The organism is Streptomyces sp. NPDC025273, assembly GCF_040638585.1.
GTDB lineage: Bacteria > Actinomycetota > Actinomycetes > Streptomycetales > Streptomycetaceae > Streptomyces > Streptomyces cinereorectus.
Map to the genome: position 1 here is coordinate 310,259 of NZ_JBEZYP010000007.1, position 22,297 is coordinate 332,555.

A 22,297-nucleotide genomic window follows, 5' to 3' on the forward strand; every position below is an offset into this window, starting at 1 on the left:
GACATGACCGCGACGGATCCCCGCCATCGGCCCGGTTCCACGGCAAGCGCCACCCTGCTCCCCGACCCGTTCCCGCCCCTGACCGCCGGCTCCACGGCGGGCGCCGCCCTGCTCCCCGACGCCCTCCCGCCCCTGACCTCCGCCCTGCCCCGGCTCCCCTGGCCCAGCCCGGCCCGCCCGCGCCTGTGGCTCGTCACCACCGCCGCCCACCAGGAGACCGTCGCCCGCTACGCACCCCTCGTCCTCGACCCGGCCGAACTCGCCCGCGCCGAGGAGTTCCGCCGGCCCGGCGACCGGGCCACCTACATGTGCGCCCACGTCGGGCTGCGCCGCCTGCTCGGCGCCCACCTCGGCATCGCGCCCCGCACCGTGTCGGTGGCCCGCGCCCCGTGTCCCTGCTGCGGGGAGCCGCACGGCCGCCCCGTCCTCCCGGACGGGCGGCTGCACTTCTCGCTCTCCCACTGCGAGGGGATGAGCCTGATCGCGGTCGCCGCCACCCCGGTCGGCGTGGACGTCGAGCCGGTGCCCGCGCCGGAGACCGTCGCGGAGGCCGCGGAGGTGCTCCACCCGGTCGAGTCGGCCGAGCTCGCCGCGCTCGCCCCCGACGCGGCCGCCGTCGCCTTCGCCCGCGTATGGACCAGGAAGGAGGCCTATCTGAAGGGCATCGGCGTCGGCCTGGGCGCCGACCCGGCCACCGAATACGTCGGCTCCGGACCGCTGCCGTCCGCGCCCGCCGGCTGGGTGATGGCCGATGTGGCGGTCCCGGTCGGCCACCGCGCGGCCGTGGCGCTGCAGTGGCGACAGGACGGCAGGACACCCGGTCCGGACCGGGCGCGGTACGAGGACGCACGGCCGTGATCCCCGGCGACTCCGGCCTCGGCCCGTGTGACCGTACGGCTTCAGGGCCCCGGCGCCGCCGCGCCAGGGCCCTGAAGAGAGGTGAGGGACGGCGGACCGGCGGCCCGTCGTCCCGCTCTACGCGAGCGTCATCGCGTAGATCTCGACGCGGGCGTCGTCCGGGAGCGAGACCGAACGGACCGTCTTGCCCCCGTCGAGCTCGACGGCCGTGCCGAACAGCCGTATGGACGGCCCGTCGACTCCGCTGCCCTGCTTGATGCGGTGCGGCATGTCGAGGACGACCGTGGTGCCGTCCGGGGCGGACCCCGCCCAGTCGCCGAACGTCACCGACTTCTCCGCGCTGCTGCCGTCCGCGTAGTACACGGTCAGTGCGGTCGTCACCGGACCGTTGTGCGACGCGCCGACCAGCCGCAGTGCGCCGTGCTCTCCGGCGGGCAGCAGGAGCGCCTGCCCGCGCGCTTCGAGGAAGTTGTCCGCCCTACCGGTGGCGTCCGGCGCGTCGTACGTCACCCCGTCCCAGGTGACCGGCCCGGCCTTGGGCAGCAGGTCGCCGTCATAGCTCCAGCCGTGCCCGTCGAAGTTGCCCTCGTCGGGGTTCGCCACCGTGGCCGTGCCGTCGTGACCGAGGTCCGCGCGCAGGTTCACGGCGCACTGCCCGTCCGCCTCGCTCGCACAGGTCGTGGCGGGACGCACGGCGACGGTGGCTTCGCGGGTGACCGAATTCGCCCCGCGGCCCTCGACCTTCACCTCCACCGGGTAGGACCCGGCGGCGGCTCCCGGCGGCACGGTGATGTCGAGGGACACCTTCTTCTGCACCGGCAGGTGTCCGGACTCGATCTCCAGGGGCGAGCGCGGTGCCGGCGTCGCCTTCCAGCCGCTGGGCAGCTTCGTCGTGACGGACACGTCCAGTTCGCCGGGTGCCTGCCCGAGGACGTCCAGCGTGAACTTCGCGGTCTGCGCGGTTTCGCCCGTGGGGACGACCGCCGAGGCGGGGCGCAGCGACGCGTCGACGTGCTTGCGGCTGTCGGGAGACGCCTGGTTGACGGACGGCGGCTGCGCGCCCTTGCCCGTGCCCCAGGAGGAGGGGGAGGTCCCGAGCCGGTGGGCCAGGGTTCCGCCGTGCGCGAGCCGGTTCCAGCTGAGCCAGGTCTGCGGTACGTCCCGGCCGTTCAGGGCCACGCCCTGCACGTACCGCTTCGTGTCGCTCGCTCCGGGCGCCTTGATCGTCAGCGTGCCGCCCTGGCCCTCGGTGCCGGACGCCTCGGGATAGCTGCCGATCCGGACGGTCGCCGACTCGAACTGCGGGCTGGACATGGCCAGGAAGTCACCGCCGCTCATCGTCGGGTAGAGGCCGAGCGAGGAGAAGACGTACCAGGCCGACATGGTGCCGAGGTCGTCGTTGCCGGTCATCCCGTCCGGTCCGTCGGTGAACAGCGTCATCGCCGCCCGCACCACGGTCGCGGTCTTCGCCGGAGCCCCGACCCAGTTGTACATGTACGGGGAGAGCAGGTCCGGCTCGTTGTTCGGGTTGTACGTCGGCTTGCCGTAGTAGTCGTACGGCTGCGAGATCCAGTCGTTGCGAGCGGTGCCCGCCGGGTCGGTGAGCAGCTTGTCGTGGACGAAGAAGGAGTCGAGCCGCTTCTCGGTGGCGCTCCGGCCGCCCATCAGGCGGACGAGACCGGCCGGGTCCTGCGGCACCAGCCACTGGTACTGGTAGGCGCCGCCCTCGTGGAACTGGTGCGCCGCCTCGACCGGGTCGTACGGCGTGAGCCAGGTGCCCTCGGCCGTCCGGGGCCGGAACTGCTTGATCGAGGAGTCCCACAGGTTCTTGTACCACTGCCCGCGTGCGGCGAACATCCGGGCGTCCGAGGAGTGGCCGAGCCCGTCGGCCATCAGCGCGAGCGACGCGTCGGCGGCGGAGTACTCCAGCGTCGCCGACGCCGGGTGCTTGCAGTCGTTGTCGCCGCCCTTGTCCGCGCAGTCCTTGCCGATGCCGAGACCGGACGGGATGTAGCCGCGCTTGCCGTAGTGGTCGGCGCCGGAGCGTCCGTTGTACGGCGAGTCGGCGGGCGGGGTGCTGGTCGCGTTCTTCCTCAGCAGCGCGTACGCCTCCGCCTCGTGCCCGGCGAGCAGACCCTTCGACCATGCCTCCACGAGGAAGGGGGTGACCGGGTCGCCGGTCATGATGTTGGTCTCGCTGTTGGCGAGCGCCCAGCGGGGCAGCCAGCCACCGTCCCGGCCGGCCGCGACGACCGACAGCGCGACGTCCCGGGCGACCTTCGGTTCCAGCATCTGCAGGAGCTGGTTCTGCGGCCGGTAGGTGTCCCAGAGCGAGAAGTTCTGATACGGCGTGAAGTCCTGTGCCGTATGCGTCCTGTCGTCGAATCCCTGGTAGCGGCCGTCCACGTCACCGGCCAGGTTCGGGTGCATCTGGCTGTGGTAGAGCGCGGTGTAGAAGGCCTTCTGCCGCTCCGGGGCGCCTCCGCTGATCCGGATGGAATCGAGCTGCTTCTTCCAGGTCTCCCGCAGCGCGGCGTGCGTGGCGTCGAAGTCGAAGGAGTCCCCGGTCTCCGCGGCCAGGTTCTTACGGGCGCCCTCCACGCCGGTGTAGGACAGTCCCACCTTGAGGACGGCGTCCCGGTCGGTGGTCGCGTCGAAGGTCACCCAGGCGCCGTTGCGGCCGTCTCCCTCCGCGTCACGGGTGTCGGGCCTGGGGTCCGCGCCGTCCCACGTGCCGTAGGCCTTGAAGGGCCGGTCGAAGGTGGCGCTGAAGTAGACCGTGTGCTCGTCGTGTCCGGCACAGAAGCCCCCGGCGCGCACCCGGCCCTCGATCATCCGGTCGCCGACGACGTGCACCTCGGAGTCCAGCACCGGCTGGTTGGCCCTGCCGGTGTTGAACAGGACGTTGGCCGCACCGGTGGAGGGGAAGGTGTAGCGCTGCCACCCGGTGCGCTCCGTGGCGGTGAGCTCCGCGTCGACGTCGTACTTCTTCAGCCCCACACGGTAGTAGCCGGGGCCGGCCTCCTCGTCGGCGTGGCTGTACGGGGAGCGGTAGGCATCCGGGTCCACGGAGTCGACCGCGCCCGTGGTCGGCATGATGGGCAGCTCGCCCATGACACCGCAGCCGACGCCGGACAGGTGCGTCTGGCTGAATCCGTGGATCGAGTCCTGCTTGTAGTCGTAACCGCCCTGGCCACCGGTGTCCGGACTGACCTGGACCATGCCGAAGGGCGCGCTCGCCCCGGGGAATGTGTTGCCGAAGTTCTGGGTTCCGACGAACGGATTCACCAGATCGATCGGTTCGACGTCCGCGGCGGCGGAGGGCTGGGCGAGGCCGAGCACTCCGCCGCTCGCGAGGACGGCGGCCATCAGGCCGGCTGTGATACCGGAGGCACGGGAACGGAACGGTCTGAAAGCCAACCGCATGGCGTTTTTCCCTTCATACCCTGACACGCCTGACAACGTTGTCAGGCGTTTGGGTCGAACCGTAGCCTCCGCCCGTCCGGATGTCACTGGGTGGGCGGGTCCGGGATCGCGTGGAGATCAGAACAGGGGAACGAAACGGCAGGGCTCCGCCGCCGCACACCTGCGGCGGCGGAGCCCTGCCGTCCACCATCGGGAGCCTGCGCCGGCCGACGCGGCGCCGGATCCGGGTCCGGGTCCGGGTCCGGGTCGAGCGTGGCCGGAGGGACGAACCCGGTTCACACCGGCTCGGCCCACGGCGTGGCGGGGTCAGCGCCTGAAGCTGTCCTTCGACCTCTCCTTGACATCCCGGGCCTTGCCCCTGGACTCCAGTGCGGCTCCCTTGGCTGCGGTGGTCTCGTCGCCCACCGCGTGGGCCACCTTCCTCACAACCTTCCCGACAACCTGCTCGGTCTTGGCCTTGGCCTTCTCTCCGCCGCTCATGTCGGTCCTTTCGTAGTCACTCACCCCTACGCCTGCCCCGGGCTCCGGAGCGGAAACAACGGACACCGCGCTTCGGGCATCACCCGCTCCTCCGGGTTCCACGCTCGACCTGACCGCGGCCGGCAACGAGGCGCTGACGCGGTCGACGTCGCAGCGTTCGGCGGGCGCCGGCCCCGCGGCGGTCCCGCCGCACCCACGGGGAGCGCGTCATCGATCTGCGGGTGGCCTGATCATCACCCATGGCAGCAGTGGGAACCGGCCGCCCTCGTCGTGGCGCATGCCCGACCCCCTTACTAGGGTGGGCACTTCGAAGAGCGTGAGGGGCGGGGGAACTGTGGCGAGACGGCCGGACGGCGCCGAGGTCGCGGCGGTGGTGCAGCGGATCTTCCGCGACGGGTTGCTCAGCGGGAAGTCCACGTTCCAGCCGGAACTGGCCGCCTGGACCGAGGCGACCGCCTCCGATCTGCGCGCCCGCTTCGTCGACCGGCCCGACGAATCGTCGGACACCTTTCTCGTCAAGCTGCGCCGCCAGCTCACCGGCGCCCCGGACGAGACGATCGTCCTCGCCGCCGAGCTGCTCTTCGTGAACATGGCCCCGCTGGTCCCCGAACAGATCGGCCTTCCGAAGAAGCTGCAGATCCTCCGAGAGGTACTGTCCTGGGCCGACCGCCGCCCCCTGGATGTGGACCAGGACGTGCGGCCCGCCCTGAAGGGCTTCCTCCATGGTGGGCAGGGATTCCTCAACTACCGCTGGGCGCAGTTCCAGGTCCTGGTCCTCCTCGTGGAGCGGCTGGCCGGGACGGAGCGCCGGGAGAGAGAGGAACTCCTCGCCGACCCATGGCGGTTCCGGACCCTCTGCTTCGACATCCAGGACTCGGTCGGCCACAAGAAGGGCCGCGCCCAGATCCACGTACTGCTCTTCACGCTCTTCCCGGACAGCTTCCAGCCCATCGCCAGTGCCCATCACAAACACGAGATCCTCCAGGCGTTCGCGGACGAGCTCCCCGGCCCCACCGGCAACGACGACAAGGACCTGCTGACGCTCAGCAGAACGCTGGAGGGCCAGACCGGCCGGACCGTCGACTTCTACGACGAGCCCTGGGTCGGCCGCTGGCGCAGGACCAAGGGCGCCGTGCGGCACGAGCAGCGCGGCTGGCTGGTCCGCGGCAACAACGTGGACGGGCACGACTTCATCCCGGCCTGGCTCAGCCAGGGCTACTGCTCGCTCTCCTTCCGGGAGCCCCCGGAGATCCCCGCCGGCGCCACCAAGCAGCAGGTCCGGCAGGCGGTCGACGAGGCCATGCCCGAGGCAACCGCCCAGACGCGCGGGGCAGCCGCCTACCAGCTCCATGTCTTCCTGACCGTCATGCAGCCGGGCGACCTGGTCGTCACCGTCACCCCGGACGAGGTGCACGTCGGCACCGTCCAGGGCCCACCGGCGTACGACCCCTCCGAAGGCCTCGACAACGCCCGCCGCCGTCCGGTGCGCTGGGTCACCGCCGAACGCCCCCTCGTCCGGGCCGACCTCCCGGAGAAGGTCCAGGCACGACTTCCGCTGCCGCCGACGGTGTACGACATCAGCAGCGTGGCCGCCGAGCTGGCGGAACGAGCGGGCCTGGAGGACGTGGTCGCCGAGGAACTCGCCGACGCCGACATCACCAAGCCCCTCGAATTCCCGCCGGTCACCCAGGAGCTGGCGGACGAGCTGCTCATGCCGCTGGAGTGGCTGCGTGAAACCGCCGAACAGCTCCAGGACCAGCTCCAGCTGGTGCTGCACGGACCGCCCGGCACCGGAAAGACCCACGTCGCCCGTGCCCTGGCCAGACATCTGGCGGGCCCGGACCGGGTGGAGCTGATCCAGTTCCACCCCTCCTACACCTACGAGGACTTCTTCGAGGGCTTCCGTCCCGTGCCCGGCGACAACGGCACGGTCGTGTTCAGCGTGCAACCGGGCCCGTTCAGACTGCTGGCCGAGCGGGCGCGGAGGGACCCGGCGAACCCGTACATCCTGATCATCGACGAGATCAACCGGGCCAACCTGGCGAAGGTCTTCGGCGAGCTGTACTTCCTGCTGGAGTACCGCGAGGAACCCGTCACCGTCCAGTACAGCCCGCACGACCCGTTCCATCTGCCCGGCAACCTCTTCCTCATCGGCACGATGAACACCGCCGACCGCTCCATCGCGCTGGTCGACGCGGCGATGCGCCGCCGCTTCGCCTTCCGCCGGCTCTCCCCCGAGAAGCCGCCGGTGCGGGGACTGCTGGCCCGCTGGCTGCACGCCCGCGGTCTGCCGGACACGGCCGCCCGGCTGCTGGACGAGCTCAACTCCCGCCTCGGCGAACCCGACCGCACCATCGGCCCGTCGTACCTGATGAGGCCCGGCACGGCCCGCCCCGGGGGCCTGGACCTCATCTGGCGCACCCAGATCCTGCCGCTCCTGGAGGACCAGCTCCACGGCACGGGCATCGACGTCGAGGGGGAATTCGGCCTGGACACCCTGCGCGCGGCCGTCGTGCCGCCGGACCCGCCGGCCGGCTCCTCGCCCCCGGCCGTCGAACCGTGAGCCCCGACCTCACCCTCACCGTCCGGGAGACCTGCCCCGGCACCCCGTACGAGCTGACCGGCGACCAGGTGGCGGCCCTGGTCGCCGTGCCGGACCTGGTACGGCTGACCCCGGCACCGGGCGGGCGCTGGAGCGTGCGAGGCAACCAGAAGGTGGGCCTGATCCGTCTGCGCACGCGATCCGGTGGGGCGATCCATCTCCGTCTGCGCCCCAAACTCGGCATCAGGGACCTCCTCTTCCTCCTCTCCTACTCGCCCACCGACCCCTGGCACCCGGAGCAGGTCACCGCGGCCACGGCGGACGACCTCCTCCCCGCCCTCGCCGACCTGCTGGCCCGCACCGTCCGCCGCACCCTGGAGGCGGGAGTCCTGCACGGCTACCGCGAGGTGGAGGAGGAGCTCCCCCTGATCAGGGGGAGCATCCGCACCACGGCCCAGCTCCGCCGCACCGGCCTGCCGCTGCCGATATCGGTCCGGTACGACGACCACACCCCGGACATCCCCGAGAACCGCATCCTGCTGGCAGCCCTGCATCTGGCCGCTCACCTGCCGGGTGTCCCCCACCCGACCCGCCTGACCCTCCGTCACCTCGCCGACCGCCTCCCCGGCGTACGCCGCCCCCACCCCGGCGAACCGCTTCCCACCTGGACCCCGACCCGCCTCAACGCCCGCTACGCCCCGGCCCTCCGGCTGGCCGGACTGCTCCTGTCCGGCCGCTCGATACGGCCGGAAGGAGGCACATCCGCCCCGGCCGACGGTTTCCTGCTGGACCTGCCGAAGGTCTTCGAACGCTTTGTGACGGTGACACTCGGCGAGGCCCTGGCCCGCCACGGCATCCGCTGCGCTCCCCAGGACGTCCACCGCCTGGACGAAGCGCGCCGGACCGCCTTCCGCCCCGACCTGGTCCTGTACCGCGAGGGCCGCCCGATCTCGGTGATGGACGCGAAGTACACGTTCCTCAAGGTCACGGCCCCACCCGTGGACCACCTCTACCAACTCCTGGCCTACTGCACCGCCCTGGGCATCACCCACGGCCACCTCGTCTACGCGGCCACCACCCCGGGCACGGCCCCCACCGACCACGTGATCCGCTGCTCCCCCGTCACGATCACGGCCCATGCCCTGAACCTGAACGACGCCCCGGCCAAAGTCCTGGCGCAGACAGCCGCCCTCGCCGCCACGGCGGCGACGGCCACCACCGCCTGAATCCGCCTGGTCTGCTGGAGCGCCACGGTTCGTCGGCCGAATTCCTGCCGCTGTCGCGCGGCCTGTTCGCCCGCGAGCGTGTGTTCCCGGGCCAGCCGCTGTCGGCTGTCCTCCAGTTGCTTCCGCGCGTGCGCACCGCAGGGATTCGGTGGCGGACTCCACGGTCTCGCGCTGGTCGGTGAGCTGGGCCCGGCGGCGGATGGTGTTCTGCTCGACCGACTGTCGTTCCGCCGCGCTGAGAGCACTCGGCTGCCGACGCATACGTCGGGTCACCGAGACCCCCGCTCAAATCGTAGTGGGAGGAGCTCGGTGCGGGGGCGGAAGCGATCAAACCGCCCCTCGCCAGATCTTCCGCACTTCGCCCCCCCGTACGGTCCCGACCTGACCTCGTCGGTCCGCCGGTGTACGCGTCACGTTCGCGGCGTGACCGCCGCCCGCCACGGGAACGGCGCGCCCAAGAGCCGCGGAACGTGGCGTGGTGGCCATGTCCGAAGGCACTCCCACGCCCAACTCCCTTTCCCGAAGCGGATTCTGCCCGCACCCCCGCCGTTAGGATTCCCGAGGGGGCACCTCTGCCGTTTCGGCACTCGACAGCGCGGGCCGACCGGGTGCAACCACGGGGATACGGAAACCAACGGGTGGGGACAGCGCATGCGTGAAGGCCGGTGGACCACGGTCACCGAGTCGGAGTTCGACCATGAGCGGCGTGGGCTGAAGGCCATCCGGGAGAAGCTGCCGGACGCCGATCCATGGCGTGCCTGGTCGAACTTCACCTTCACCGCCAACAGCGGGCACGTCCGCGAGGTCGACCTGCTCGTCGTCGCACCCGGCGGCGTCTGCATGATCGAGCTCAAGAACTGGCACGGCTCCCTCGCCAGTGAGAACGGCACCTGGATCCAGACGACGCCCACCGGCCGCCGCGTCCCGCACGGCAACCCGCTGCACCTGGTAGACAGGAAGGCCAAGGAGCTGGCCGGTCTGCTCGGCCAGAACGGCAAACGGGTGTGGGTGGGCGAGGCCGTCTGCTTCACCGAGAACTCCCTGCGCATCCGGCTGCCCGCCCACGACCAGAACGGCGTGTACAGCGTCGACCAGCTGGTCGAGATGCTGAAGCAGCCGCCGGGCGACGAGCGCAGGCGCATCACCGCGATCGGCTCCCGGGAGATCAAGGCCGCACTGACCCGCGTCGGCATCCGCAAGAGCGAGGCCGAGTACAAGGTCGGGCCGTACGAGCTGCAGCGCAAGTCGTTCGACACCGGTCCGACCTGGGCCGACTATCTGGCCGAGCACACCGAACTGCCGGAGTCCGCCCGCGTCCGGATCTATTTGCGGGAGCGCGGCTCGGACGCCACGATCCGTAAGTCGGTGGAGAACGCCGCCCGGCGCGAGGCCGCGGTGCTGCAGCGCTTCCGGCACCTGGGCGCGGTGCAGCTCAAGCAGTACAACCCGTCGGGGCACACGGCCGGCCCGGCCCTGATCTTCGACTACCACCCGCAGACCCTGCGCCTGGACGAGTACCTGCTCCAGTACGGCGACAGGCTCGACATCCTCGGCCGCATGGCACTCGTGCGGCAGCTCGCCGAGACGATGCGGTCCGCCCACTCCAGCCGGATCTACCACCGGGCGCTGGCCGCGCACTCCGTGCACGTCCTCCCCCGCGACCGCGGCCCCCGGGCACAGGCGACGGGCGAGGAAGCTGCCTGGCTCACTCCCCACCTGCAGATCTCCGACTGGCAGATCGCCACCCAGCGCAGCGGGTCGGGCGGCGCCACCACGGGCATGACCCGGCACGCGCCGACCGCCCTGTCCACGACCCACCTGGCGGAGGACTCCGGCGCCTACCTGGCACCCGAGCTGCGTGCTCCGAACGCCGACCCGGTGTACATGGACGTGTACGGCCTCGGCGTCCTCACCTACCTCCTGGTCACCGGGAAGGCGCCGGCCGCGAGCCAGGCCGAGCTGCTGACCCGCCTGGAGGCCGGCGAGGGTCTGCGTCCCAGCGCCCTGGTGGACGGGCTGTCGGAGGACATCGACGACCTGGTGCAGGCGGCCACCGCCTACCGCGTGGACCAACGGCTGTCCACGGTCGACGAGTTCCTGGACCTGCTGGAGCTGGTCGAGGACACCCTGACCGCCCCCGCCTCTCCTCCCGCACCACAGGCACCGGAGAAGGACCCGCTCGAAGCCGTCGCCGGTGACGTCCTGGGCGGGCGCTGGGAGGTCCGTCGCCGCCTCGGTACGGGTTCGACGAGCCGCGCGTTTCTGGTGCGCGATCTGGAGGCCGAGGCGCGCGGGAACCGCCCGCTGGCCGTCCTCAAGATCGCCCTGTCCGACAGCCGGGGCGAGATCCTGGCCCACGAGGCGCAGGTGATGAACCGGCTGCGTCCCGACTCCCGGGTGATCCGGCTCGTCGAACCCGAACCGCTGCACATAGCCGGCCGCACGCTCCTGGTCCTGGAGTACGTCGGCGACGAGCGGGACGACGCCGCTGAGAGCGCCAGGCCGAGCGGCGGCAGCAGGACCCGGGCGCGTGAAGAAACGGTCGCCCGCCAGCTCCGGGACCGCGGGCGCCTGCCGATCGACCAACTGGAGGCGTACGGCGACTACTTGTTCGGTGCGGTGGACTTCCTGGAGGGCGAGAGCGTCTGGCACCGGGACATCAAGCCGGACAACATCGCCATCCGGGTCCGCCCCAACCGCACCCGCGAGCTGGTCCTCATCGACTTCTCGCTGGCCGGCTATCCGGCGAAGGACTACGAGGCGGGTACGGAGGGCTACCTCGACCCGTTCATCGGCACCCTGACCCGCACCGCCTACGACTCGCACGCCGAGCGGTACGCGGTCGCCGTCACCCTGCACCAGATGGCCTCGCGCGAACTGCCCCGGTGGGGCGACTCCTCGGTCCTGCCCCGGCAGACGGACAGCGAGGAGTTCCCGTACCCGACGCTCGCGGCCGACGCCTTCGAACCGGCTGTGCGCGACGGCCTGATCGCCTTCTTCCAGAAGGCCCTGCACCGGGACGCGGCCCGGCGTTTCCCCGAGCTGAAGCCGATGCGGGACGCCTGGCGGAAGATCTTCCTGGAGGCCTCTCAGGCCGTTCCGTCCACCCGTTCCAGGCTCCCCGAGCCCCCCGGGGCGGCGACCGGCGACGGCCGGCCGACCATCGCGGACGCCGAGCCGCTCACCGCGGAGCAGCAGCGTGACCAGCTGGCCCAGCAGGTCACGCGGGACACCCACCTGTCGGCGGCGGGCCTCACCGAGGCCGCCCAGTCCGTCCTGTACGGCCTGGGCATCACCACGGTCGGCGGGCTCCTGGACTACAGCCGCCGCAAGCTCGTCAACGCGCCGGGCCTGGGTGCCAAGACCCGCGGGGAGGTGCAGCGCCGCCAGCGTGAGTGGGGTGAGCTGCTCAGCGAGACGCCGGTGTCCCCGCTCACCCCCCGGGGCCGGGCCGAGGCCAGGGAGGAGATCGCCCAGCTGACCGCCGGCGAGACCACCGCCCTGGACGCCCTCGCCACGGGCGGCAGCACGTCCGGTCTCCCCGGGGCGGCGCTCCGCTCGGTCAGTCTCGACGCCCTCGCCACGATCCTGGTGCCCGAGCTGAACAACAACGGCGCCAACCACAACAAGGTCGAGATGGTCCGGCTGCTGCTGCGCCTGCCGAACGAGCGCGGCGTGCTCCCGGACATCGGTGTCTGGCCCCGGCCCAAGGATGTCGCCGAGGCTCTCGGCATCACCTCGCAGCGCGTCTACCAGCTGCTCAAGGAGGAGCGGAAGCGCTGGAAGAAGGACCCGAGCGTGCGGGCGCTGCGCGCCGAGATCATCGATCTGCTCGCTGGCCTGGGCCGGATCGCCTCGGCCTCGGAGATCGCCGACGCGCTGGCCGTGCGGCGCGGCACCCAGCTGCCCGAGCGGGAACAACGGCGCGCGCTGGCACTGGCGGCGGTGCGGGCGGTGGTGGAGCTGGAGCAACTGGACCCGGAGAACGCGCAGTTCCAGCACCAGCCGAACCGCAAGGCGACCGAGGAGTCCCTCGGCGCGGGCATGCTCGCCCTGGACGTACGCGAGGCCGACGAGGCCACGGGCACCCCGGGTGACCCGCCGGACACCCCCACGGCCCCGGGTCTGCTCGACTACGCCACCCGGCTGGGCAGGAAGGCCGGCAGCCTCGCGAAGCTGGACACGCTGCCCACGGCGACGACGGTCCTCGGCGAGCTGGGCGCGCTGACCCCGCCGCCGGGCACGGTGGAGTGGGACGAGCGCAGGCTGGTCGAGCTGGCCGCCGCCGCGTCCGAGAACGCGGCGGCCACCCCGCGCCTGGAGATCTACCCCCGGGACCTGGACTTCGTCCGCGCCCTGCGGCTCACCCAGGCCGGGCTGGTCCGGCTGATCCCGGACATGCCCGAGGGGCGGCAGCCGGGGATCACCGGGGAGGACGTGCATGAGCGCATACGCGCCCGCTTCCCGGAGATCGTCGTGCCGGACGGCCGCGGCGGCACCACCCACGACCTGCCGACGGCCGGCCCCCTGACGAAGGCGTTACGCGAAGCCGGTTTCGACCTCACGCTCTCGACGCGTGAACACACCGGGACGCTGCGCTATCTGCCGACCCGGATGGACACGGCGTCCAGCTATCTGACCACCGGCACCTGGCCCCGGTCGACGCGTACGGGCGCGGTGACGCGGTACGCCGACGACCCCCTGCTGGCAAGCGCGATACGCACCGACGAACGCCTCACCGCCTCGGCCCGGCGAGACGGATACCGCGTGCTGACGGTACGCCAGGACCTCGTCTCGAAGGCCGTCAAGGCGCTCTGCGGCACGGACGGCGGGATCGGTGCGCACGCAACGTCGGTGACGGAGCACTTGCTCGTGGCCCTGCACGCGCTGGTCCCGCCGGGGACGAAGCCGACCTGGGAAACCCTCCTGAAGGCCGACGTGGCGGAGCCCGGCTCCCGCAACGCCGTGAAGTTCGCGGAGTACGCGCGCACCGCCTGGGGCGCGGTCGAGCCGCGCATACGGGAACTGCTGGCCACCGGCGGCCCCGGCACACCCCCGGTCCTGCTGACGGACGCGACCGCCTTCGCCCGGTACGACGCGATGGGCGTCCTGCACCGGCTCGCACAGGCGGCACGCCACGGCGGGCGCGGACTGTGGCTCCTGGTCCCCCAGAGCGACCCCACCCGCGAGCCGAAGCTCGGCCAGGTCGCGGTCGCCTACCAGGCGGGCCTGGGCGAGTGGATCGAACTTCCGGACGCGTGGGTGGACGAAGCCCACCGGACCGGCGCAGCCGCCGACAGCGGCACCGAGGAACACCAGGGAGACAGCAAGTGATCGACGGCAAGGCTCTGTTAGGCGCCCTGAAGCAGCAGGTCAAGGCAGCCGAGACCGACCTGACGCAGCAAGTGAAGGCCGTCTCGGAGGTGGGAATCCGCCTGCGCACGGAGTACGACAGGGCCCGCAAGCTGGGCCGTACGGCCGCGACCTGGAACGCCTGGCTCGACGAGCGCGTCACGCAGGTCGCGGTGGCCTGGGTGCTGGGCACGGTGTTCGTCCGCTTCTGCGAGGACAACCTGCTCATACCCGAGCCGTATCTGACGGCTCCCGAGGACGACCGCCGCGACCTGGCGCTCGCCCGGTTCGAGGACTACGTCTCGACGTCGGACGACCCTACGTACCGGGGCTGGCTGGAGACGGCCTTCGAGGAACTGGGCGCGGGGCAGGCGGGCCGGCTGCTCTTCGACAGGAAGCACAACCCCCTGTTCCAGATACCCCTGTCGCACGACGGGGCACGCGACCTGGTCGACTTCTGGCGCGGGCGGGACGAGGCGGGGGCGCTGGTCCACGACTTCACGGACCCGCTGGAAGACGACGGCGACGGGACAAAGGGCTGGGACACCCGGTTCCTCGGCGACCTGTACCAGGACCTGAGCGAGGCGGCCCGCAAGACGTACGCGCTGCTCCAGACCCCGGAGTTCGTGGAGGAGTTCATCCTCGACCGGACGATGACCCCGGCGATACGGGAGTTCGGGTACGAGGAGCTGAAGATGATCGACCCCACCTGCGGGTCGGGGCACTTCGTGCTGGGCGCGTTCCGGCGGCTGGTGAAGCTGTGGGCGGACGGACAGCCCGGGAAGGACCGGCACGAGCGGGTGCGGGCCGCGCTGGACTCAGTGCACGGGGTGGACCTGAACCCGTTCGCGGTGGCGGTGGCGCGGTTCCGGCTGCTGGTGGCGGCTATGGCGGCCAGTGGGGTGCGGACGCTGGGGGAGGCGGCGGGGTACGAGTGGCCGATTCACCTGGCGGTGGGGGACTCGCTGATCAAGGCCCGGCAGCTGGAGCTGAATCTGACGCTGGGTGGAGATGAGGAGGGCGAGGACGAGCTGGCCTCGTTCGCTTACGCCACGGAGGACGTGCACGAGCACCCTGGGATTTTAAAGCAGGGGCGGTACCACGTGGTAGTGGGGAATCCGCCTTATATCACGGTTAAGGACAGAAACCTCAATGCGCTTTATCGGAATCTTTATAACGCCTGCAGCGGCACCTACGCACTATCAGTGCCCTTCGCGCAGCGTTTTTTCGAGCTAGCCAAACGCGGCGACACGGAAAGCCACGGGTACGGAATGGTAGGGCAAATTACAGCCAACTCCTTCATGAAACGAGAATTCGGAACAAAGCTAATCGAGAGCTATTTCCGCGACTGCGTAGAGTTGACAGAGGTCATCGACACCTCCGGCGCCTACATCCCCGGCCATGGAACGCCGACAGTAATCCTGATCGGGAATAATCGAAATGATAGCAACCGCCTCTCGACCGTTCGCACCGCACGCAGCATCCAAGGGGAGCCGGACGCTCCGGAGAAGGGTGAGAATGGATTGGTCTGGCAAGCGATTGTTACCCAAATTGATGCACCAGGGTCAGTAAGTGCATGGGTTTCCGTAGATGATCTGGCGCGAGACTATTACTTCAACACACAGCCGTGGATCCTGGCAGATGGAGGGGTTGAAATGGTCGAGCAGATCAACACATCCGCTTCCGCCCCACTGAAGTCCACAGCTGAAGCAATCGGCCGCACCACCCACACCGGCATGGATGATGCATTCTACATCCCGAGCACTGCGGCCAGGACGCTCGGCCTAGATAGTTTCTGCGTACCCGTCGTCCTTGGAGACGGAGTTCGCGACTTCAAAATCACGTCACCAATCTCAACCTATTTCCCCTACAACGAACACGGAAAGCAACGAAAAATCAGCGCAAGGGAAAAAAGGTTTCTGTGGCCTAACCGCACTGGACTAAATACGCGCATCGACTTCGGAAAGACGCCTGCCGAACGTGGTTTACGGTGGTTTGACCACAGCATGTTCTTTCCTAAGCGGTACGCGAATTCACTCGGCATCGCATTTCCGTTCGTCTCCACCCATAATCATTTCTCCTTGGATCGTGGCGGCAAAGTATTTAAGCAAACCGCACCCGTAATCAAACTGCGGGAAGGAGCGAGCGAGGAGGAGTACCTACGAATACTCGGGGTCCTCAACAGTTCCGCAGCTGGTTTCTGGCTCAAGATGGTGAGCTACCCGAAGGGGGGCGACCCTCTGGGAGACGATGGCGCACGGGTAAGCATCCATCCATGGTCAGACCGTTACGAGTTCACTGGGACGAATCTTGAGGATTTCCCCCTCCCTTCCATTTATCCCACCGTCCTCGGCACAGCCCTGGATTCCCTCTCTCAAAAACTTACGGCCGTAGAACCGTTCACCCTCACGTCCACGACCACTCCAACAAGCCTCGCCCTCCGCACAGCCTTCTCAATCTGGACCTCCATCCGTACACGCATGATCACCCTTCAGGAAGAACTGGACTGGCAGGTCTACTCTCTCTACAACCTGCACCCGGAGGATCTCCGCGTATCCGAGAACCCCGACTCCCCTGAAATTCCCGAAATTGCTCTAGGTGAGCGCGCCTTCGAGATCGTCCTCGCTCGCCGCGTAGCCGCAGGCGAGGCCAGCGCCGAATGGTTCAAGCGCCACAACTCGAGTTTCATCACCGAAATCCCCGCGAATTGGCCCTCCGCATACCGCGACATCGTCCAGAAGCGGATTGATGCTATCGAGTCAAGCCGGGCCATCGGCATGATCGAGCGCCCTGAGTACAAGCGTCGCTGGGCCACCGAAGGGTGGGACGCTCTCCAGCGGAAAGCACTCCACTCGTGGCTGTTGGACCGGATCGAGTACGGGAACCACTGGTTCGACGAGAACGACAACCCGGCCCTTGTGACCCTCTCCCGCCTGACTGACGTACTCTCCCTCGATCAGGACTTCGCCTCCGTCGCGAAGATCTACGAGCCGCGCAAGGAACCCCACCTCGTTGTGGCCGAGTTGATGACGGGTGAGCATGTGCCGTTCCTCTCCGCCCTGCGCTACAAGCCCTCCGGGCTGAAGAAGCGCGCGGATTGGGAGCACGTGTGGGATCTCCAGCGGCAAGAGGATGCCGCCCCGGACGAGATGGCGAGGCGAAAGATCCGGGACAGCATCCCCGTACCGCCGAAGTACGCTTCCGCCGACTTCCTGCGTCCCTCGTTCTGGAAGGCACGCGGGAAGCTCGACGTGCCCAAGGAGCGGTTCATCTCGTACGGACAGAGCAACGCCGCCACCCCCGAGCTGTACGGCTGGGCCGGCTGGGATCATCGTGAGCAGGCATACGCACTCGACGCGTACATCGCCTCCCATGAGGCACTGACCTCCGAGGAGTTGACGCCTTTCCTCGCGGGGCTGCTGGAGCTCCAGCCCTGGCTGGACCAGTGGCACGACGAGTTCGACGCAGACTTCGGCGCCTCCCCCGCCGCCTTCTTCCGAGGCGACCGGCAGATGGTCCAGGGCGAGCACGGCCTCACGGACGACGACCTGCGTGCTTGGCGCCCGGTCGCAGCCAAGCGTGGCGCCAAGAAGCAATAGTTCGCGCACGAAGACACTGACGGCCCGCGCTGACCATCCACTGGTCGGCGCGGGCCGTCTCGTACGGCTGATGCATCAGGCCCGCAGATCTCCGTCTTTCACGGCGGACACGAACGACGACCAGCCATCCGCAGCGAACGTAAGCGTCGGTCCGTGTGGGTTCTTGCTGTCGCGCACGGGAACGATGGCTGCGAAGCCGTCGGCGACCTCGATGCAGTCACCTCCCGTCGAGTTGCTATAACTGCTCTTGCGCCACTGGCTGGCGTTCAGTTCGATGGATCGCACGACACTTCCTCCAACATGCGCAGGACGAACTTCCGCGACTCGGCCGGGGACAACGCCAGGTCGCGCATCGCATCGTACGCACGTTGGAGATGCTCAACAGGTGCGCATTCTTCGATGAGCTCACCCCTGTACGCCGTCTCGACATAGGCCACTGTGCGAGAGTCTGGCAGCCGCAGGAACTTGACGGCAGTGCTGTCCAGGCCATGCATGCCGGCACTGAACGGCAACACGTGCAGCGTCACCTTGGGGCGCTCCAACACATCAGCCAAGTAGTCCAACTGCTCGCGCCATTCACCCATGTCTCGCGGCTTGGTCCGCAATACCGCCTCCGACAAAATGACACGAAACGGCGGTGCGTCAGCACCTTCAAGCAGCTCCCGCCGCCCCATGCGCGCGTCTACCTGCTGCGTCAACTCCGGCTCCTCGAATCCGCCTGCCGCCAGCAGCTCCCGCGCGTACCCCCGCGTCTGCAACAGCCCCGGCAGCACGCTCACCGCGAAGTGCCACAGGCTCGTCGCCTCCGCCTCCAGCGCCATGTACCGCTGGTACCGCGCCTTGAACTGCGACTGGTCGCTGATCGCCAGCTCCCACAGGGCCAGCAGCAGCCCCGGCGTCCCGTAGTAGTGGTCCAGGGCCTGGACGACCTCCGGCCCGCCGACCGTCTCGCCCTTCTCCATCTTGCCGAACAACGACCAGTCCCAGCCCAGCCGTTCGCCGAGCTGCCGCAGACTGTCGCCGCGCGCGGTGCGCAGCAGGCGCAGCTCCTCCGCGAATCGTGCCCGTGGTTCCCTGCTGCGGCCTGTGACCGCCCGCCTCGTCGGCATAGCGCCCTCCGTGGAACGTGTGGAACTTGATCCGCCCACCGGAGAAGCACACCCCGCCCCCGATGAGTCCCGTCCATACCCGAGGCCACCCTCGCGACCAGCCCTCTCACGCACCGTAGCCAGAGGCATCGTGACCAGGCAGAAGAATGCGCAAAGTACAGCCGAAGGAGAAGAAAGCCACCGCCCCGCCACCTCTCCGCATACGTATCGGCGAATCGTTCCCTACGAGCTCGTCACACGATCTTGTGACCTCAGGCACTACATTTCGCGCCACAGCGCCAAACGGAAGTCACGTCCGGGCATCAAACCGTGCAGCTCGGCGTTTGCCGACAGTTAAGCAACGACCAGGGTTCCCACCGACCCCATCGCGCCGTAGGCAGCCCGGAGCGGTTCAGCTCGTTGTGACCGCTGCATCCACTTTCCATGCGTAACAGCAGGGCTCTCGATGGACGAGCAGCCTGTGTGACTCCGCCCGCAGGTGGTTGACCATGCCCCACGTGCGGCGTCGAAGGACCTGGAAGTTTACTTCCAGCCAGGTTTCACCACCGGGCACGACGACTTCAGATCCGTCTGAGGCTTTGTGGTCGTTTCATCTGCCATTCATCACTTGCTCGCGGAATGTCCGTGGATTGCGTGCGCAATATCCGCGAATGGGCGACTGGCGAGTACTCAGGTGCGCCCCTCATGCTGCGTCTATGTGTGACCAAGCCGATGTTTGAGACGCCTCCCCTTTGCAAGATCAACGCCGCCGCAGCTTCACCCTCCGAAGTCCTTCGTGCGGCCGGAACCGCACTACTGCACTCCGCTTGGCGTACATACCGTCATTCGAGTGTGCGTTCTACACTCCGATCGAATTCCCAAGAGGAAGGCATCACTTCGTGTCTCCTGACACACAGTTTTACGGGCCGAAACGGGGCAGACGGATATCTCGGGGGGCGACGGCAGCAGCGCTGCTGCTGGTCGCCGAGGCCGCTTTCGTCGCCGGCGGCACGGCCGTCGCGGCAACCCCCGAGCCGAAGGCGGCCTCAACGCAGGCCCAGCAGCCGTCCGGAGGCGAGATCCTCGCCTCCGACATGGCCTGGGCCGCCGCCCACGCCAAGGGCTCCAAAGCATGGGCGATCCTGGAGGCGAAGAAGATCGGCAAGAAGGTCGTCGTCACCGACGAGACGACCGAAACGACATACACCGTCGCCAACCCCGACGGCACCCTGACCACGGAGCTCTCCGTCGGCCCCGAACGCGTCTGGCGCGGCGGGAAATGGCATCAGGTCGACGTAACCTTCGACCGCGCGGCCGACGGCTCCGTGAGCGCGAAGAACCACCCCAAGGGCCTGCGCCTGGCCGGCAAGGGCGGCACCAAAGCCGCCTCCCTGCGTGCCGCAAAGAACGCCGCGCCCCGCGACCTGGTCACCCTCGGCCAGGGCGACGAGAGCGTGACCCTCCAGTGGAAGGGCGGTCTACCGCAGCCCGAACTGGACGGCACCCGCGCCCGCTACAAGAGCGCCGTGCCCGGCGCCGACGTCATCGTCGAGGCCACCCGCACAGGATTCGAGCAGTTCGTCGAGATCGACGAGCGGCCTACCGGCGCCTACTTCTACACCCTGCCCGTCAAGGCCAAGGGCCTGAAGGCGAAGGCGAACAAGGACGGCTCGGTCACCTTCACCGATACCAAGACCGGCGCCCAGCGCGCCACCATGCCCGCCCCGGTGATGTGGGACGCCACCGTTGACAAGGCTTCCGGCGAGCACACTCACCGGGCACGCGTCGACATGAAGGTCGTCGACAAGGGCGCGGGCCAGATCGACCTGGTGGTCACCCCCTCGGCGAAGTTCCTCGCCGACCCGGACACGAAGTTCCCGGTCACCGTCGACCCCTCCACCTCCGCACTGTCGAACACCTTCGACACCTATGTGCAGCAGGGCGAGACCGTCGACTGGTCCACCGACACCGAACTCGACCTCGGAAACCCCGGGACCACGAATCCCGACGGCACCCCGCGCACCGCACGCTCGTTCATCACCTGGAACACCACGCCGATCCAGGACGCGCTGATCGTCGACACCAACCTGGCGCTGTGGAACTTCCACTCCGGCAACACCGACTGCACCGCCCAGTCCTGGACCGTCTGGGACACCAGTGCCCCCTCCACATCCTCGCGGTGGACGTCGCAGCCCACGTGGAAGCAGCAATACCACTCCTCCACGCAGACCAGGGGCAACCCGGACTGCACCGCCACCCAGCCCGACGGCTGGGTCAACGCGGATGTCGACACCCTCGTCCAGTCCTGGGCCGCGGCCAATGTCACCCGCGGCCACATGGGATTGCGCGCCGCCACCGACGACGTCAAGGCGTGGAAGCGGGTCAATTCCGCGAACAACGCGGCCAACCAGCCCAAGCTTTCCGTCACCTACAATTACCGGCCCTCGGACGGCACGAACCGGCAGGCCGGCGCACCGTTCAAGTCGTACGCGGGGGTGTGGGCGGTGAACACCACCACCCCGACCCTGCGTGACACCTTCACCGACCCCGACGGCGACACCGTCAACGCCACCTTCCAGGTCTATGACGCCGCCACCAACACCCCCATCACCACCCCGGCCGGTGAGGGCCTGCTCGTCTCCGACTTCGGTGAGCAGGGCAAGCCGGTCAGCGTCACCGTGCCGGCCGGACAGCTCCAGGACGGCAAGACGTACAAGTTCCGCACCAACGCCTACGACGGCACCCACTACAACCTGAACTGGTCCCCCTGGACCCAGTTCGTCGTCGACACCACGGCGCCGGACGAGCCGCAGAGCATCACCTCGGCCACCTACCCGGAGGACTGGGGCGGCGGCGGGGCCAACGTCACGGGCACTTTCGACGTCACCACCGGCGCCTCGGACGCCTACGAGGTGCAGTACCGCCTCGACCCGTTCTCCGACGATCCGGACGACTACGGCTGGTCGTCGGTGCGCACCACCACTCCGACGCTGTCGGCCAGTGTCGTGGCTCCGGACGCCTTCTACGCGGTCACACCCACAGCGGACGGCAACCATGCGGTGCAGACCCGCACCGTGGACCGGGCGGGCAACGTCGGCCCGATCAAGGACTACGGGTTCACGGCCGGCAACCGGGACTACAACCGGGAGCAGCGGGTCGACATCGCGTTGCCCCAGCCGGACCGGACCGCGGCGGACCCCGCGCACAACAACAGCCCGATCGCCCTGCCGGCGGACCCGAGCGCGGCACGGAGCGGATCGGACGGCGCTTCCGCCTCGCGGACCTTCGAGAGCGAGGGGAGCGGAAAGGTGTCCGTCAAGGTCACTCCGCTCGCCCAGCGTTCCAAGGCCTGGCGCAAGGTCGCGGCCGCCCGGGAGGGCGGCGGGTCGATGACGACCCAGACCACCGGGCCCGTCATCTCGGACAAGTCCATCTGTGATCCGGACAAGCCGAACCAGCGTTCCGTCTTCACGCGCGACGCGGCATGCAAGCTTGAGACCTGGACTTTGACAGCGATCGATCCGAGCTCGGGCGGACTGCAGAAGTTCATGACGCAGGTCGAGGTCATGCTGCAGGTCCAGGTGGACAGGAAGAGCGACAGCGGCCTCGTTGAGGTGTGGGTCCAGATGACCCAGGGCTCTTGCAAGGTCGAATTTCTCTGACGTTTGCGCTGGTCAGCGGGGGATGTCGAGGAGGTCGAGTGGGGCGGCGAAGGGTTCGTAGGAC

The 22,297-nt window shown here is 69.0% G+C and carries 10 protein-coding genes; 6 read left to right on the forward strand and 4 right to left on the reverse strand.

What is annotated here, in order from left to right:
- Positions 1-3 precede the first annotated feature (3 nt).
- On the forward strand, positions 4-858 hold the full coding sequence (locus AB0F38_RS15105) for a 4'-phosphopantetheinyl transferase superfamily protein (RefSeq protein WP_361892148.1): 855 nt from the start codon (positions 4-6) through the stop codon (positions 856-858).
- Positions 859-975: 117 nt separating this feature from the next.
- On the opposite strand, the gene AB0F38_RS15110 is transcribed toward AB0F38_RS15105, so the two are convergent.
- Positions 976-4,227 (reverse strand): GH92 family glycosyl hydrolase, encoded by a 3,252-nt coding sequence (locus AB0F38_RS15110; protein WP_361892151.1) that lies wholly within the window; start codon positions 4,225-4,227, stop codon positions 976-978.
- 363 nt (positions 4,228-4,590) lie between these two features.
- Positions 4,591-4,788, reverse strand: coding sequence for a hypothetical protein (locus AB0F38_RS15115; protein WP_361892206.1), 198 nt, complete (start codon positions 4,786-4,788; stop codon positions 4,591-4,593).
- A gap of 310 nt (positions 4,789-5,098) precedes the next feature.
- Between AB0F38_RS15115 and AB0F38_RS15120 the strand changes: the two genes are divergently transcribed.
- From AB0F38_RS15120 to pglX, 4 genes are all read left to right on the forward strand, one after another.
- Positions 5,099-7,327 (forward strand): AAA family ATPase, encoded by a 2,229-nt coding sequence (locus tag AB0F38_RS15120; RefSeq protein ID WP_361892154.1) that lies wholly within the window; start codon positions 5,099-5,101, stop codon positions 7,325-7,327.
- Positions 7,324-8,532 carry a restriction endonuclease gene (locus AB0F38_RS15125; RefSeq protein WP_361892157.1) on the forward strand — a complete coding sequence of 403 codons (1,209 nt, stop codon included), beginning with the start codon at positions 7,324-7,326 and terminating at the stop codon, positions 8,530-8,532. Before AB0F38_RS15120 ends, AB0F38_RS15125 begins: the two co-directional genes overlap by 4 nt.
- Positions 8,533-9,183: 651 nt before the next feature.
- Positions 9,184-13,866 carry a BREX system serine/threonine kinase PglW gene (gene pglW, locus AB0F38_RS15130; RefSeq protein ID WP_361892160.1) on the forward strand — a complete coding sequence of 1,561 codons (4,683 nt, stop codon included), beginning with the start codon at positions 9,184-9,186 and terminating at the stop codon, positions 13,864-13,866.
- On the forward strand, positions 13,863-17,483 hold the full coding sequence (gene pglX, locus AB0F38_RS15135) for a BREX-2 system adenine-specific DNA-methyltransferase PglX (RefSeq protein ID WP_361892163.1): 3,621 nt from the start codon (positions 13,863-13,865) through the stop codon (positions 17,481-17,483). Before pglW ends, pglX begins: the two co-directional genes overlap by 4 nt.
- 75 nt (positions 17,484-17,558) lie before the next feature.
- Here pglX and AB0F38_RS15140 read toward each other — a convergent pair whose 3' ends face one another.
- Both AB0F38_RS15140 and AB0F38_RS15145 read right to left on the reverse strand, forming a co-directional pair.
- Complete coding sequence (locus AB0F38_RS15140; protein WP_361892166.1) at positions 17,559-17,768, reverse strand: DUF397 domain-containing protein; 210 nt, start codon at positions 17,766-17,768, stop codon at positions 17,559-17,561.
- Positions 17,750-18,592, reverse strand: a complete 843-nt coding sequence (locus AB0F38_RS15145) for a helix-turn-helix transcriptional regulator (RefSeq protein ID WP_361892169.1) — start codon at positions 18,590-18,592, stop codon at positions 17,750-17,752. Before AB0F38_RS15145 ends, AB0F38_RS15140 begins: the two co-directional genes overlap by 19 nt.
- 1,073 nt (positions 18,593-19,665) lie before the next feature.
- Here AB0F38_RS15145 and AB0F38_RS15150 point away from each other — a divergent pair.
- Positions 19,666-22,233 carry a DNRLRE domain-containing protein gene (locus tag AB0F38_RS15150; protein ID WP_361892203.1) on the forward strand — a complete coding sequence of 856 codons (2,568 nt, stop codon included), beginning with the start codon at positions 19,666-19,668 and terminating at the stop codon, positions 22,231-22,233.
- The last annotated feature ends 64 nt before the right edge of the window (positions 22,234-22,297 follow it).

Excerpts from the sequence above, each read along its gene's own strand:
- AB0F38_RS15105 (WP_361892148.1), top strand. The coding sequence starts at position 4 with ATGACCGCGACGGATCCCCGCCATCGGCCCGGTTCCACGGCAAGCGCC.
- AB0F38_RS15110 (WP_361892151.1), bottom strand. The coding sequence starts at position 4,227 with ATGGCCGCCGTCCTCGCGAGCGGCGGAGTGCTCGGCCTCGCCCAGCCC.
- pglW (WP_361892160.1), top strand. The coding sequence starts at position 9,184 with ATGCGTGAAGGCCGGTGGACCACGGTCACCGAGTCGGAGTTCGACCAT.
- AB0F38_RS15145 (WP_361892169.1), bottom strand. The coding sequence starts at position 18,592 with ATGCCGACGAGGCGGGCGGTCACAGGCCGCAGCAGGGAACCACGGGCA.
- AB0F38_RS15150 (WP_361892203.1), top strand. The coding sequence starts at position 19,666 with ATGGCCTGGGCCGCCGCCCACGCCAAGGGCTCCAAAGCATGGGCGATC.